This is a genomic window from Petralouisia sp. (genome assembly GCF_056822245.1).
The window spans coordinates 42,664-57,421 of record NZ_JBQIOP010000017.1 but is presented as its reverse complement, the minus strand read 5'-3'; the positions used below and the strand labels follow the sequence as shown (position 1 = coordinate 57,421).

At 43.9% G+C, this 14,758-nt stretch carries 12 protein-coding genes and 2 tRNA genes; 8 read left to right on the top strand and 6 right to left on the bottom strand.

The annotated features are described in order from the left end of the window. Positions 1-13 precede the first annotated feature (13 nt). Entirely contained in the window at positions 14-1,081 is a 1,068-nt protein-coding gene (locus tag ACTO17_RS08600; RefSeq protein ID WP_172536685.1) for a helix-turn-helix domain-containing protein, read from the bottom strand. Between the two features lie 154 nt (positions 1,082-1,235). Here ACTO17_RS08600 and ACTO17_RS08595 point away from each other — a divergent pair, with 154 nt between their 5' ends. Continuing rightward, positions 1,236-2,621: an MFS transporter gene (locus tag ACTO17_RS08595; RefSeq protein WP_172536686.1), complete on the top strand. Its 1,386-nt coding sequence runs from the start codon at positions 1,236-1,238 to the stop codon at positions 2,619-2,621. After that, positions 2,618-5,098, top strand: coding sequence for a glycoside hydrolase family 2 protein (locus ACTO17_RS08590; protein ID WP_482557637.1), 2,481 nt, complete (start codon positions 2,618-2,620; stop codon positions 5,096-5,098). Before ACTO17_RS08595 ends, ACTO17_RS08590 begins: the two co-directional genes overlap by 4 nt. 62 nt (positions 5,099-5,160) lie before the next feature. On the opposite strand, the gene ACTO17_RS08585 is transcribed toward ACTO17_RS08590, so the two are convergent. From ACTO17_RS08585 to ACTO17_RS08565, 5 genes are all read right to left on the bottom strand, one after another. Next, positions 5,161-6,297, bottom strand: a complete 1,137-nt coding sequence (locus tag ACTO17_RS08585) for an FtsX-like permease family protein (protein ID WP_482557636.1) — start codon at positions 6,295-6,297, stop codon at positions 5,161-5,163. A gap of 11 nt (positions 6,298-6,308) precedes the next feature. Continuing rightward, the gene (locus ACTO17_RS08580; protein WP_482557635.1) at positions 6,309-7,001 is read right to left on the bottom strand and encodes an ABC transporter ATP-binding protein; all 693 of its coding nucleotides are present in this window, start codon (positions 6,999-7,001) and stop codon (positions 6,309-6,311) included. 68 nt (positions 7,002-7,069) lie between these two features. Further along, the gene (locus ACTO17_RS08575) at positions 7,070-7,636 is read right to left on the bottom strand and encodes a TetR/AcrR family transcriptional regulator (protein ID WP_482557634.1); all 567 of its coding nucleotides are present in this window, start codon (positions 7,634-7,636) and stop codon (positions 7,070-7,072) included. A 247-nt stretch (positions 7,637-7,883) separates the two neighbouring features. Further along, a complete protein-coding gene (locus tag ACTO17_RS08570) occupies positions 7,884-8,846 on the bottom strand; it encodes a WYL domain-containing protein (RefSeq protein WP_482557633.1) in 963 nt (320 codons plus the stop codon). Next, entirely contained in the window at positions 8,830-10,089 is a 1,260-nt protein-coding gene (locus ACTO17_RS08565; RefSeq protein WP_482557632.1) for a WYL domain-containing protein, read from the bottom strand. The genes ACTO17_RS08570 and ACTO17_RS08565 overlap by 17 nt, the downstream gene beginning before the upstream one ends. 255 nt (positions 10,090-10,344) lie before the next feature. On the opposite strand from ACTO17_RS08565, the gene ACTO17_RS08560 reads away from it, so the two are divergent. From ACTO17_RS08560 to ACTO17_RS08535, 6 genes are all read left to right on the top strand, one after another. After that, a complete protein-coding gene (locus tag ACTO17_RS08560; RefSeq protein ID WP_482557631.1) occupies positions 10,345-11,577 on the top strand; it encodes an RtcB family protein in 1,233 nt (410 codons plus the stop codon). Between the two features lie 99 nt (positions 11,578-11,676). Continuing rightward, complete coding sequence (locus ACTO17_RS08555; RefSeq protein ID WP_482557630.1) at positions 11,677-12,195, top strand: RNA polymerase sigma factor; 519 nt, start codon at positions 11,677-11,679, stop codon at positions 12,193-12,195. After that, positions 12,192-13,289, top strand: a complete 1,098-nt coding sequence (locus tag ACTO17_RS08550) for a hypothetical protein (RefSeq protein ID WP_482557629.1) — start codon at positions 12,192-12,194, stop codon at positions 13,287-13,289. The genes ACTO17_RS08555 and ACTO17_RS08550 overlap by 4 nt, the downstream gene beginning before the upstream one ends. Positions 13,290-13,384: 95 nt before the next feature. Then, positions 13,385-13,456: transfer RNA gene (locus ACTO17_RS08545), tRNA-Glu, on the top strand. A gap of 140 nt (positions 13,457-13,596) precedes the next feature. Continuing rightward, positions 13,597-13,668: transfer RNA gene (locus tag ACTO17_RS08540), tRNA-Cys, on the top strand. A 234-nt stretch (positions 13,669-13,902) separates the two neighbouring features. Further along, the gene (locus tag ACTO17_RS08535; protein ID WP_482557628.1) at positions 13,903-14,364 is read left to right on the top strand and encodes a NanQ anomerase/TabA/YiaL family protein; all 462 of its coding nucleotides are present in this window, start codon (positions 13,903-13,905) and stop codon (positions 14,362-14,364) included. The last annotated feature ends 394 nt before the right edge of the window (positions 14,365-14,758 follow it).

The window sequence follows — 14,758 nt, the reverse complement described above, 5'->3', positions numbered from 1 at the left end:
AAGAATAGAAAAATTAAGTTTGAACTCCTTTCATCTGACTCCGGTATTTTCCCGGCGTAACGCCGTATTTATTCTTGAACATCTTATAAAAATGCGTACGGTTCGTAAAGCCAAGCTGCGTTTCAATGGCAGATATAGATTTATCTGTATCCGTCAGAAGAGACGCAGCTTTTTTCATCGTAAAAGTCAGGCCATAGTCATGCAGGTTCATACCTGTATATTTATGGACAATGGCATTCAAATAATTCCCGCTGTAGCACAGGGTATGTTCCAGAGCAGATCTGGACATGCGGCCGTCTGTTTCTTCCATCAGGTGTCCGATACGGGAAAACAAAAGCTGATCGGAACTGGAATGAAGCCTGACCGTACTGATATGATAGAATTGTTTGGTATCCAGATATTGAAAAAGCTCACAGATTACCCCTTTAATAATATAAGTGGAACCGAACTTCGGAAACATCATGGAGTGGATCAAAGCATCGGAGAGTTTCCACAGTTTTTCCAGGTTCTTGCGGTTTTGAAAGGCCGGAAGAAAGTCCAGATAATTTTTTTCATTTTTTGACTGAATATTGGTATTCATAAACTGGAACACGGAATTGTCATAAGCGGTTTCTTCTTTCTGAAAATAAGCAGTCCGGTGGGATTCCAACAGCTCTTTGATAAAATTCACAGACAAACCGATAAATAAAAGCTGGGCTTCTCCGATATATTTCTCAATATGAAGAATATTCTGGTTGATCAGACAGCAGGAGCCGGCAGGATACAGGTATTTTTTGTCCTCCAGCTTTTGCATGATGCTTCCTTTTAAAACAATCAAAAGCTCAAAAAAGCTGTGCTGATGCAGCGGACGGGCATTGAACTTATGGAAATCTGAGACAATGCGGGAGGTATAGAAATAATCTTTATTGGGAGATACAGAAACTACATTATAGAAGTCTTTATCATCCTGAAGGCCGCTGCAGTAGGCGAGGGTCAGCTGTATCGGCGCAGACATATCGTAGTAAGCGTTGACGATACTGTCTGAGTTATGGATTTCCAGAATATTGCTTGTTTTTCCGGAACGTATTACTTTTTCATTCATAGCAGCCTTTCTAAGTCTTATTCACAAATATGATACTAAAAATGTGCATAGATAGACGTTTGTGACATTGTCGCTTTTGGTGAATATTGCTAAAATTTATCTATCTTAAGATAAAGTATATACATTATCGCCAATAAAGTAAAGGAGAAAACAAATGAATGAAAAAAAGTATTTAAAATGGTATCAAAAAGTTGCCTATGGTTCCGGCGATATGGCGTCCAACTGCGGATATGCCCTGATTTCAAGTTTTGTTATGCTGTATCTTACCAATGCAGTAGGGCTTAACAGCGCAGTAATCGGAACTTTAATGATGGCTTCAAAATTACTGGATGGAGTGTCAGATATTTTCTTTGGGGGATTGATGGATAAGACCAGAAGCAAAATGGGACAGGCCCGCCCCTGGATGCTGTATGGACAGTTTGGAGTTTCTGCCTGCCTGTTTCTGGTATTTTCCATTCCAAGCATGAACCAGACCATGCAGTATGTTTATTTCTTTGTATTTTATACCGCTTTCAACGCGATTTTTTATACAGCAAACAGTATCGCGTATGCAGCTTTGGCGGCTAAGATTACGAAGAACGGACAGGAAAGAGTTCAGCTTGGTTCTATCCGCTTTATTTTTGCAACCTTTACCACGCTGGTGGTATCCTACAATGCCATGGGCCTGGTGGAAAAATTCGGCGGCGGTGCAAAAGGATGGCGTACACTGGCTTTGATTTTTGCCTTAATTGCCCTTGCAGTAAATACATTCTGTGTTCTTATGGTAAAAGAAGTGCCGGATGAGGAGACGAAACCGGAACAGGAAACAGCGGGAACTGAAAAGAGCCAGGAAAAAGTAAGTTTTGGAACATCTTTAAAATTGTTATTGAAGAACCCTTATTATATTATCATCCTTGGACTATATCTGGTAAACTATATTTACAGCGGAATCAGCCAGGGGTCAGCAATTTATTTTATGACTTATTATATGGAAGATCCTGCGCTTCTGGGAACCTTTTCTTTATTCCAGCTGGTTCCGGTTATGATTATTCTGGCGCTGACGCCGCTGCTTGTGAAAAAATTCGGAAGTATGTGGAAAGTCAATCTGTATGCCAGAGTGATCACGCTTCTGATGGGCGGTGTGTTTATCATAGGGGCTTTGAACCGAAATCTTCCGTTAATGCTGTTTGCCACTTTTTTCCGTAATATGGCAGGCGGCCCCCTGACAGGAACCCTGAATGCACTGGTGGCAGAAACCAGTGACTATACATGGCGGACGCAGAAGGTGAGAATTGACGGAGTCATGTTCAGCTGCTCTTCCATCGGAGTGAAGCTAGGCGGCGGAATCGGAAGCGCGGTTGTGGGATGGCTGTTGGCCCTGGGTGGTTTTGACGGTACGGCGGCAGTGCAGACTTCCGGCGCAGTAAACATGATTTTCTTTATGTATGCAGTACTGCCTTTGATTTTTGGCGTAGTAATGGCAATTTTAGTTTATCTGATGAAGGTGGAAAAGGCCAATAAAGAGTGGGATGAAAAGCATCAGAAAGGAGAACTTGTATGATCAGGGAAAATTTTAACCGGGACTGGCAGGTGATGAAAGGCGGAAGCAATGCGGCGGCAGCGGCTTTTCTGGGAACGGACGACGTACAGCTGGTGCACCTTCCTTATGATGCGATGATTCATGAGGAGCGGTCTTCTGAGGTGGAAAGCGGCGCCCAAACCGGCTTTTATCCCGGCGGAGAATATATTTATCAGAAAACCTTTTTTGCTCCTGAGGAATGGAAGGAAAAGAAAGCGATTCTGGAATTTGAAGGAATTTATCAGACAGCTATGGTTTATGTGAACGGGGCTTTGGCGGCAGCCAGTCTGTATGGATATTCCGGATTTTATGTGGAACTGAATCCCTGGCTGAATTATGGGGAGGAAAACAGGATAAAAGTAATTGCCAGTAACAGCCGAACGCCCAACAGCCGTTGGTATACGGGAAGCGGCATTTACCGTGATGTGAAGCTGATGGTCGGAGACAGGATTCATATTCCTGCAGACGGGGTCAGAATTACAACTCTGGCCCAGGAGAAAGAGTCTGCCGTGATAGAGACGGAGGTGCGGATCAAAAGCATCAGCAGAATCAGGGAAAAAATACAAGTGGAAGTATTTCTGGAAAAAGACGGAACCCTGGTTGCCAGTGACCGCCAGATGGTCGTTATGTATCCGGAAGCAGAAGAAAGGTCCAGACATATAATTTGTATAAAAAACCCTAAACTCTGGAGCTGCGATACCCCGGAATTATATCAGTGCAGAGTGCAGATTGTCAGCGGGGGAGAAACATTGGATGAGGTGAAGGAAAACTTCGGCATCCGCACCCTTTTGCTGGATGCAGGCCACGGGCTCCGTTTAAACGGAATAGAAGTGAAGCTGCGGGGAACCTGTATTCACCATGACAACGGTATTTTAGGGGCAAACACCTGGAAAGAGGCGGAAGAACGAAGAATCAGACAATTGAAAGAGGCAGGTTTTAACAGTGTTCGAAGCTCCCACCATCCTATGAGCAAAGCAATGCTGGACGCATGTGACAAATACGGAATGCTTGTGATGGATGAAATCAGCGATATGTGGACGGTCCACAAAAACCCCAATGATTTTGCCCTGCATTTTAAAGAATGTTGGGAAGAAGTGGCAGAACGGATGGTGGCAAAGGATTACAATCATCCTTCCGTAGCTTTGTATTCCACCGGAAATGAGATCTCAGAAGCCGGTTCGGAAGCCGGAGCCGCCATAAACCGCAGTATGTGCAATAAAATTCATGAACTGGATCATACCCGCTATACCACTATGGGGCAAAACGGGCTGATGTCTGCAGGAGTCCGGTTAAGACCGCTGATGCAGGAAATTATGGAAAAATTCGGCCCTGTGCAGGCGGCTGGAGAAGGAAACCAGGAAGGCAGCAACGGGTTTAACAGTTTTATGAGCCTGATGGAAGGAGAACGGGGGGAATATTTTGCAACCCATCCGCTGCTGACAGAGGCATTGGAAGGATGCTCCTCTTCCAGTGACATTATCGGGCTGAATTATCTGACCGGACGGCATGTTCTGGAACATGAGCTGCATCCCAATAAAACAGTTGTGGGTACGGAAACCTATCCGGCAGATATTGTAAGGCTGTGGGGAATTGTAAAGCGGCATCCGCATGTACTGGGAGATTTCACCTGGACAGGGTATGATTATCTGGGAGAGGCAGGCTGCGGCATTTTCCACTACGATGATTCTGTGAATTTTTCCAGTGTCTTTCCGGAACGGACAGCCTATATCGGAGATTTGGATTTGACGGGTTACCGCCGGCCCATCAGCTATCTGCGGGAAATAGTGTACGGGCTCCGCAAAGAACCCTATCTTGCAGTGGTGCGCATGAACCGGATGGGTATGAAAGGCTCTAAGACCCCCTGGATGTATAAGGATAACATCGCAAGCTGGACCTGGCCGGGGTATGAAGGAAAAACCGCATTGGTGGATATCTATGCGGATGCAGAAGAAGCAGAGCTTTTCTTAAACGGCCGTTCCCTGGGAAGGAAGCCGGCAGGAGAGGAATATGAATTTACCGCATCCTTTGAGGTGCCTTATGAGCCGGGAGAACTGACAGCCGTAAGCTACCGGGATGGAAAAGAAACCGGCAGATTTTCCCTTGCGACGGCAGGAGAAGAAGTACACATCTGTGCAGAAGCAGATAAAAAAGAACTGCGTGCAGACGGTGAGGATCTCTCCTTCGTTACGGTGAAATTAACGGACAGTGCCGGAATAGAAAATCTTTCTGCATCAAAGAGGGTTTCGGTGTCTGTAAAAGGCGCAGGCAGATTAGAAGCAATGGGCAGCGCAGACCCTAAATCCCTTGGAAGTTATGACGATTCAGAGTGGGAGACTTATGACGGATATGTGATGTTTGTGGTTCGGGCCGGGGAAGAAGCAGGCATGATAGAGGTTACCGTTGCGGCAGAGGGGTGTGAAGAGAGGTATATTCCGATAGAGGTAAAGCCGGATAAGTAAAAGTTCCGATAGAGGTAAAGCTGGATAAGTAAAATCAGCAGACTGGAGGGATTATGCCGGGCTCAGTCCAGCATAATCTCCTTCACAGATAATTGTTCTATTTTCTTTGTATAGGAAAACATCAGCATCTCATAGAGGATAAGGAAAACGGCCAGGGCTATCAGCATTACCGGGAGGTCAAACTGGTAGTCCGGCACGCCTTCCATATCCTTAAAAATAATAGTTACCGCAATTTTTAAAAGCGTATACTGGTAAACAGTGCCTAATGCAAACCCCAGATATGCCCAGGGACGGTAGCCGCTTAAGACGGCTTTTTGACACTCCTTTGCACTGTAGCCGAAAACTTTCATCATGGTGATGGTTTTTCTGTTTGCTTTGATCACAGAAGTTGTGGCAATGAACAGTGTAACTACGGCAAGAACCAGGCCGATTGCCATAACCATAACGCTCATCATGCGGCTTGCCAGTTCATCCATACTAAAAGACATTTGCGTCATTGCGGAGAAACAGAATACGGCAAAAGTAATGAAAAAAATCAGGGATTTTTTCTGTCTCACATTGCTTCTTTGAAGTTCCTGTAAAAAGGGCAAATCAGTGTCTTTTTTTGCAGGAACAATTTTATAGGCAGATTGTTCCCGCATCAGTTGAAGGGCAGGAACTTTTAATTTTATGTAACTGTAGAGAATTGCTAAAATAGAAAAGAAAATTGTGGGAAGCAGTACGAGGGCCATGCACAACTTTGGGTGAAAAGTAATGGGAACCTCCGGCAGATACCCGTCTTTGTTCTGCAGCTCATATAATTTTGGCATCAGCAGATGGGCAAAAGCATAGCCCAGGGCGGTTCCGGCAAATACCGGAAGGCCGAACATACGGAAATTCCCGGCTATGGTAAGTCTGGTGTATCCCAACGCTTTTAAAACGCCAAGCTGTTTTTGGCGGGTGTCAACGTAATGTCTGATATCAAAACATAAAAGAACAACGGTAGTCAAAAGCAGGCAGCCGCCGGACACTGTGCTGACTACTTTTGACGTGCTGCATTGCGCTTCATAAAATATCTGTGAAACTTCTGTTGTTATGAGGTTTTCCACAGTGATAAGATCCAGATAATAATTTAAGAACATGGTGGAAACGAGTACGGCGCAGAAGCTTACGATAAACATGCCAATCATTTTGTAGATATCTTTGAAATTCACAATCATAGTACTTCCTCCTACCATGCGATTTGATATGCGGATTTTGGATGTTCATTCTGATATTGCGTTACAATTTTACCGCTGTTCATGGAGATGACAGTGTCCGCCATTTCTGCAATATTCTGGTTGTGAGTGACCATTACCATGGTAAATGCCAATTCTTTTTTCAGACTGCAGATTAAATCCAGTACCAGGCGGCCGGTGGCTTCATCCAGCGCCCCGGTTGGTTCGTCCAGGTACAGCACCTTCGGACGTTTTGCCAAAGCCCGTGCAACCGATACCCGCTGCTGCTCTCCGCCGCTTAATTCATGGGGATACTTTTTCATTTTGCCTGCAAGTCCCACGGCCTCGATGAGACTGCGGTAGTCTTTATTTTTTACCAGATCTGCTCCCATTTTTACATTTTTCTCCACATTCAGATTGGGCAGCAGAAAATATTGCTGAAACACGTATCCAATGGTCTTTTTCCGAAAAAGGGTGATTTCCCCGTCGCTCATGCCGCAGATATTTTGGCCGTTGTAACAAACCGTTCCGGCGTCCGCAGGTTCCAGGCCGGAAATTACGTTTAATAGGGTGGATTTGCCAGAACCAGAGGCCCCTAGTATGGCTACAAAATCTCCGTCGTTGATTTCCAGTGAAATGCCTTTCAGCACTTCGGTTTTGCTGTCTTTCGTCCCGTAATATTTGTGTAAATTTTTAATTTGAATCATATTCTGCGCTGCCTTTCTGATGGGAAAGCATGTTTGAAATGTTACACATGTTTCTATAAAAGATTAAATTAAGTGTTTTTCTCAAACAGCAAGAGACCCTGAAAAATCTCTGTTAATCGTTCTTCCAACTGTTCTGCAGTGTAACTGCATAGCCCCGTGGCAAACATGGCGGCGATGCCATGGGTATAGGTCCACAAATGCTGATAGATTTTTTCTGCAGTTTTTCTGTCCAGATGATAAGGTTCCTGTACAGACTGCAGGATTCTGCCATAATGCTGGTCTATCACAGGCAGGATGGCAGAGATATTTTTGGAATCGACAGGGCTCATAAACAAAAGCTGAAAAAGCCGGGGTTCTTCCATGGCAAAGCGAATATAGGCAATTCCCACTCCCCGGAAGGGAGGTTTGCTCTTTAGCCCCTCCTCTACATACTGTCCATACAGTTCTTTTGATTTGAGAATTATAAGTTCCCTGACTTCTTCCATACTCTTGAAAACAGTGAAAATCGGCCTTGCGGAACTGCCCAACCGGTTTCCTAATTCTCTGGCAGTAACGGCGCCAATGCCATGCTCCCTTGTGATGTCAAGGGCTGCGCGCAGGATTTCTTCTGGGGTAAATTTGGCTTTCGGGGGCATGAAAACTCCTTTCTAAAACAATCGTTTTAAATTGATTGTTTTATTATAGAGCTAAGTAAAGGTTTTGTCAAGATTTTTATTATATAGATGGCGATTAATTGACTCTAATCTGCGCCGAGCAGGGCCGCTTTGCGGCATGTACATATTTGTGCGAGTGCGTACCCTCCGGAGGGCTATAAATTTGGCGGTTTTTAATAACCAAATTTATAGAAGAGAGGAATGAATCAGCATCCTGTTTTTCTATAATTTAAGAAGTCATTTCCATCTGCTTTTTCAGCCTTTTTTTCAAACTGTTAAGAAATTTGTCATTTCCCACAACCTTAAGCATAGGCCCAAAAGATAAAACCTCAATCAGTAATTCCGTTTCCATTGCCTGATTGTAATAGATCAGGCATTCATAGGTGTTTTCACCGATTTTCCTGGTGTTTTTCTTGTAATTTGCAAAATGAAGCATGGCCCGTTCCAGGGCGTTGCGCTTGTTGAGGATATGCAGCCGGAGGGGTTCTTTATAATAGGAATCCTGGATCAGGGCGTTTAAATCCATCTGCCCAGTGAAAAATTTGTCCGTCAGGCATACCTTCTGAATGCGGGCGATATTCAGGATTTCCAGGCGCATTCTGCCATTTTTCGCATGTTTCAGGGCAAGCAGCCGAAACTTGTCATTTTTTACCGAATATTCCAGGCGCGCAGGCACATAGTAGTGGTGAACCCGGGTTCCGTTGGAGGAATTGTAGTCAATATCTGCGTATTGACGGTTTTTTTGTGCAGAAAGCAGAGTGCGGAACTTGCTGCGGTAAGCATCGTCCGTGTAAGGATCGCCGTCCGTGAACCGGTCAAAGTAGTAAATTTGCTCCGGATGCCAGAGAGGCTCTGCAGAATTCAGCATATGTTCCAGTGAGTGTAATTGTTCCCGGCTTAAAAAGAGCGTGATGCGGGGATCAGACAGCAGTGCTTTCAGATAAGATTTCTGAAGGCGGGAAAGAGGTGTGAGAAATTCAGAATTTATTTTGGAAAAATAAAGCTCATGTTCCTTTTGAAATAAATTCCAGTTTCCGCTTTCCAGTTTGGGAATGATGGCAAGGAGGCTTTCTTCAAAGCCTTCTTTGCAGATCCGGCTGCGGATTTCATCTGCGGTAAGGGCATTCTGACTGGTCAGCAGATGGCGCATCACCTGGTAATAACAGCTGTAAATTTCAGAAAACAGTTCCATCTGTGTTTCCTCCTGTCTGATACATCTGATACATATCCTCCAAATCCTGGTAAAACCGCTGTTCCACAGATTTTGCCGTACATTCCAGCGACAGAATTCTTCCGGTAAAGGTTCGTACCCAGGGCAGCATTTCATTACAGTCAAAAGACTCCCGTTGGTACTGCCAGGTATTTTCTCCCATCCGTGTGACAGAGCCTCCTCGTCCCTCCCGTTTCAGGCGGTCGACGATATAGAGCTCACGGGGCTCTTTTACATGCAGCGTCATGGTTAAGGTGTCAAGATGATGACGCTCCGTTCCCTGAAAAGATACGCCCCAGAGCATGCAGCGGTTTCGTTCCAGTTTCTCCTGTAAACCGTCATATTCCGGCGCAGGTTCCAGGCAGTCCGCCTGTTTGACAGTGTCCAGGCGGAAACAGGTAAAACGTTTGCTTCTTTTGACATATCCGCAGAGAAAACGCCTGCCGCTTCTGGCGCTGACAAATATCTGCAGGGGGATACAGCTTGCAGTATTTTCCAGACCTCTTTTGGAACTTTTCATGGTAAGCTCTACGTTTAATTTCCGGTTCATGGCATTCAAAAGGGACAGGAGTATTTCATCTTCCAGGGTATGCACGAAAAAGCTGTGTTTTACCCGAAAGCTCCGATTTTGACTTTCCAGTTGCTCCAGAATTTCATTTCCGATAATGCCAAGACAGCCTGCCATCTGGTAAAAAGCCAGGGCGTCCCTGGCAGATTCATTGGATTTCAGCCAATGGGACAGACGATTATCCAGGAAAAACCGGACGGCCTTTCCGCTTTTTTCCCTGCCTAAAAGCCCTTCTTTTTCATAAGCATTGCACTTGCGGCGGACAGTCTGAATGTCAAACAGCGTCTCATAGTCTGTCAGCAGCCGGTCTGTCAGTTCTTCTGCGGTCAGGGACTGTCCATCCTGAAGCAGATCCAGAATCAGAAAATGAAGCACAATGTCATTGTCCGTAAAACTTTTTGTTTTCCATACCCGAAACAGGGGATTGGAATCCAAAAGGCCGCTGTCGATGGCAAGTGAAATATTAAAGCCGCCGGGCACATAATCTCTCTGCACGAAGGGGCCGAGCCAGCTTTCCAGGCGTCTGCGCTCGTTATCGTAAGTGCGGGGGCTTTTTTCCTTAAATTCATTGCGGGTTTTAAAGCCGTAGACAAAGAAATCCCTGACATATTCTCTTGTTTTAGGAAAACTTTTGATTAATTCCTGAAAATTTGACATGTTTCCTCTCCTGATAGTTGATAAAAGCTGTTTTTAGGAACTGTGCAGAAATAATGCCATCTGTATTAAAGTAAGAAGTTTTCTATAGTTTACCATGAAGTTTTGCAGGAAACAATATTGGCAGGACCAATTTCTGTACGAAAAAGCTGTCCCTCAGCGGCCTTAAAAAAGTTCGCAACCTTTTTGATATGATAATTTTCCAAATCCTGTATATAATAAGCCCATCAGCAGCAAAACAGAAAGGATGTGGATGATATGTTTGTACTACATAATGAAAAAACAAGATTTCCGGTAAAGGTATGGTTAGAAAGCAAAGAGCAGTTGGAGGAAAATTGTCTGGAACAGGCATATCACCTGTCACAGCTTCCGTTTATTCATAAATGGGTCTGCCTGATGCCGGACACCCATGCAGGCAAAGGAATGCCAATCGGCGGAGTGATTGCGTTAAAGGACACGGTGATTCCCAATGCGGTGGGCGTTGATATCGGCTGCGGCATGGATTTTATACCAACTAACATCCATATGGATGCGATACAGGAAATCCAAACCGGTAACGGCACGGTGATTCAGGCCATTATCGGAAATATTATGCGGACAATTCCCTTAAATACCGAACGGTATAAAATGCCTCAACGGTCCAAAACCCTTGACCGGGCAAAGGAAGAGATGGAGAAATATGAGAAAAATACTGACTTGCTGCCGCTCATTGAGGACGGATATTTTCAGGTGGGCAGCTTAGGCGGGGGAAATCATTTTATAGAGCTTCAAAAAGATACAGAAGGATATCTCTGTATTATGATTCATTCCGGAAGCCGCCATATGGGAAAGGCAATCTGCGATTATTTTCATGAGACAGCCAGAGAACTGAACCGGAACTGGCACAGTGAAGTAAAGGATGAGTACCGCCTGGCTTTTCTGCCGGTACAGTCCCGGGAAGGGCGGCAGTATATCAGCTGGATGAATCTGGCAATGGATTATGCCTTTGAAAACAGGGCGCGAATGCTGGAGAAAGTGTGTGAAATTGTAACGGAAGTCATTGAAAGACATACAGACCTGAAGGTGGAATTTGGAGAGGAAATCAATTGCCATCATAATTATGCCGCATTGGAAAACCATTATGACGCCAATGTGTGGGTGCACCGCAAGGGGGCTACCAGAGTGCGGGAAGGAGAGCTTGCGGTGATACCGGGAGCCATGGGTTCTTACAGTTATGTGGTGGAAGGAAAAGGAAACAAAGAGTCCTTCTGTTCATCCTCCCACGGAGCCGGCAGAAATTATTCCAGAACAGGGGCAATGCAGGCTTTTTCTGTGGAGCAGGTGATGGTAGATTTAAAGGAACAGGGAATTGTTTTAGGGAAACGCAAGAAAAATGATGTACCGGAGGAATGCCGGTTTGCCTATAAAGATATTGATGAAGTGATGGCTCAGCAGTCGGAGCTTGTTACGCCAATCCGAAAACTGCAAACGGTAGGCGTGGTAAAGGGATAATTTTTGAGACGTTTTAAAGGCAGTGGGCGTCTAATTAATAGAACATCGAAAATAGCAAATGATATACGAAACCGAAAGAAAGGAGAGAGCAAATAGACGATGGAACAATTAATTAGAGATGCCCAAAAAAAGAACCCAGATGCCTTTGAACAATTGATTCAGGGACAGATGCAAATGATGTACAAGATTGCAAAATCCATCCTGAATTCCGATGAAGACGCAGCAGACGCGATACAGGATACGATCTTGGCATGTTGGGAAAAGTTAGATTCTCTAAAACAAGAACGATATTTTAAGACATGGCTTACCCGCATTTTAATTAATAAATGCAATGATCAGATTCGACGGCGGAAGAATTGTATTCCTATGGAAAAGATTATGGAAAAGCCTGCTGTAAATCATGAATTATTGAATCTGGAATGGAACGAGACCTTAAGCCATTTGGATAAAAAATATCGTTTGGTGCTTATGCTGTATTATGTAGAGGGATTTAAAACCAGTGAAATCAGTAAAATATTGGAAATTCCTGAGTCAACGGTGCGGACCAGACTTGCAAGAGGAAGGGAGAAATTAACCCTTCTTTGCCGGGCGGATGAAAAAGGGAGGATGCTGTCATGAGAATTGATAATATGGTAGAAGAATTAAAACAGGAAGTTGTAATACCGGAAGTTGTGCAAAGAAAAGCCAGGGATGCATTTGGACAGATACAGCAGGAAGGCAGGATAACAAATGATTCAAAAAAGGTAAGGATTTTTTATAAAAGAAGAAAGGTAGGATTAGGTAAGAAAGGAGCGGCAGCAGCGGTATTTGCAGTCCTGATATGTGCCAGCGCAGTGACTGTCAGCGCAGCAGCTTACCACATCTGGAGCCAGAGTTTGAAACGTACCCTTCACGTATCAGAGGCGGAGCAGGAATTATTAGAAGAAAATGTCGTGTCTGATTATCCTCTGCAGTTTGCGGAAGATGCAGGGGTGAAAGTAACCTCAGTGCAGAGTATTGTGGATAATCGATTTGCATATCTGGCCTTTCAAGTGGAAGGATATGATTTTTCAAAAAATACCGATATGGGATTTGATGAAGTCAATGTATGGATTGACGGGAAATTTGCCAATAATTATGGCAGTACCTTTGATGGAAATGAATATTGTATGTTGATTTCTCCTAGTGAAGATATGGATACTGTCATAGGAAAAGAAGTGCGTGTGAAATTTTCCGGTCTGGGAAGCTGTGAGAAAGCTGAAATGCAAGGAGAAGTGGATGGAAGCTGGGAATTATCCTGGACGCTGCAGGGAAGTGACGAGCTGGCTGTATATCAAATGGAAGAAGCGCTGGGAGATTCCGGCGCCATAGTGAAAAAGGCGGAAATTTCACCGATTTCATTAAATCTTATTTATCATATGCCACGAAAAACAGTGGAAGAGCCTTACTATGATGAAACAAATCAACAGAAAGGGATAGCGACATTTTATGCAGAACCTCCAGGGATTGCCGGTATTAAAATGAAAGATGGGAATATTTATACAGGTATTGTAAATGGAGGAAGTGAGGGATATCTAAACAAAGACTCGGATCTTTATCAGGTATCTGTAAGCGTTAATCGAATGATAGATTCCAAAAATGTCCAGGCATTGCTCTTTTGGAAAGAGAATAGCGGACAGAGCGAGAATGAAAAATTAACAGAAGATATGTTTTATGAAGTACCAGTCGGATAAAAATATGTACTGAAATTTTAGCAAAAAAATAAAAAAAAGTACTTGCAAAAAAAATAAAGTTATGGTAATATTGTCATTGTTGTTGACAATATTACGGCTCCTTGGTCAAGCGGTTAAGACATCGCCCTTTCACGGCGGTAACACGGGTTCGATTCCCGTAGGAGTCATTTCTGTAAGGTATCGGTTCTGGTATTTTATGGAATATAAATCTTGACGAATATTGTGATGTTTGTTATAATATAATAAGTTAAGGCATTGAATCATGGTTCTGCCGGACAGTAAGATAACAATTCAATAATTTCGTTACGGCGCAGTAGCCAAGTGGTAAGGCGTGGGTCTGCAACACCCTGATTCACCGGTTCAAATCCGGTCTGCGCCTCTTTGAAGAAGCCTGGGAATTCAAGTTCCCAAGGCTTTTTTCTTTGCGTTCTGTCACAGATTCTATCCCCTGCTGTCTGCAGGCGCTTGATAAAAACAGAAAATAAGCACAAAAATGAGCGTGTAGTGCTATTAATAGATGTATCATCCGTATCGGAAATTTTTTTTGTCCCTTATAATAGTAAAATAGATACCATTAATGAGATTCGCAGGATTTAGAAAGGAGAGCGGCACAATGATATTTGATTCCCTGAAAAACAAGGAGAACTATAAGGGAGATGCGGAAATTTACCAGGCGCTGTGCTATCTGGATAAGATAGGAAAATGGGAGGAACTGCTTCCGAATACGGTGATTCAGGAGGACTGCAGTTTTGCAAACCCGGTTTCATTTGTCAGCAAAGAAGAAAAAGAATGTGCTTACGAGGCGCACAGAAAGTACATTGACCTTCACTACATTATGGAAGGCGCGGAAAGAATCGCAACGGCGGATGTATGCGGCCTTCAGGTTAAAACGCCCTTCAGCCAGGAAAAGGACATTGGATTCTACACAGGCCAGGAATCGGGAAGATATCTGCTGAAGCCGGGTGATTTCATGGTATGTTACCCAAGCGACGCCCATAAAGTGGCTATGATGAATGAGAAGCCTGAGACAGTTAAAAAAATAGTTGTTAAAATTAAAGTGAAAACCGCACAATAATATTACTCCGGCGGTTAAATATCACAGTATCTTACTTGCTCAAACCTCCATCTGCTGCGTTGTGCCCGATAAAGCGGGGCAGACCCTCATCAATCGCTGTAGCACTCGCTACAGCTCAATCTTCCGCCTTGCATATGAAGATTTGTTCTGCGTAATCTACTGCGATATTTAACCGCCGGAGTAATAGAAAGCAGCTCAACACATAATCAAACCGGATTGGTGGTCAGAGCTGCTTTTCCTTTATAAATGGGAGTTTATGGAATGATTAAAAAGGAAAAAATATAAAAATGAGTGTCTAATGCTATTTTTGAGAGTGTATTTAGTAGACATGCACAAAAAATAACAATAAAATGTACATACAATAAACGATTTGATGTGGCCACACGAATCAGGA

Bases quoted from the DNA above. Each gene is read 5' to 3' on its own strand.
- ACTO17_RS08600 (WP_172536685.1), bottom strand. From the start codon at position 1,081: ATGAATGAAAAAGTAATACGTTCCGGAAAAACAAGCAATATTCTGGAA.
- ACTO17_RS08595 (WP_172536686.1), top strand. From the start codon at position 1,236: ATGAATGAAAAAAAGTATTTAAAATGGTATCAAAAAGTTGCCTATGGT.
- ACTO17_RS08590 (WP_482557637.1), top strand. From the start codon at position 2,618: ATGATCAGGGAAAATTTTAACCGGGACTGGCAGGTGATGAAAGGCGGA.
- ACTO17_RS08585 (WP_482557636.1), bottom strand. From the start codon at position 6,297: ATGATTGTGAATTTCAAAGATATCTACAAAATGATTGGCATGTTTATC.
- ACTO17_RS08580 (WP_482557635.1), bottom strand. From the start codon at position 7,001: ATGATTCAAATTAAAAATTTACACAAATATTACGGGACGAAAGACAGC.
- ACTO17_RS08575 (WP_482557634.1), bottom strand. From the start codon at position 7,636: ATGCCCCCGAAAGCCAAATTTACCCCAGAAGAAATCCTGCGCGCAGCC.
- ACTO17_RS08570 (WP_482557633.1), bottom strand. From the start codon at position 8,846: ATGGAACTGTTTTCTGAAATTTACAGCTGTTATTACCAGGTGATGCGC.
- ACTO17_RS08565 (WP_482557632.1), bottom strand. From the start codon at position 10,089: ATGTCAAATTTTCAGGAATTAATCAAAAGTTTTCCTAAAACAAGAGAA.
- ACTO17_RS08560 (WP_482557631.1), top strand. From the start codon at position 10,345: ATGTTTGTACTACATAATGAAAAAACAAGATTTCCGGTAAAGGTATGG.
- ACTO17_RS08555 (WP_482557630.1), top strand. From the start codon at position 11,677: ATGGAACAATTAATTAGAGATGCCCAAAAAAAGAACCCAGATGCCTTT.
- ACTO17_RS08550 (WP_482557629.1), top strand. From the start codon at position 12,192: ATGAGAATTGATAATATGGTAGAAGAATTAAAACAGGAAGTTGTAATA.
- ACTO17_RS08535 (WP_482557628.1), top strand. From the start codon at position 13,903: ATGATATTTGATTCCCTGAAAAACAAGGAGAACTATAAGGGAGATGCG.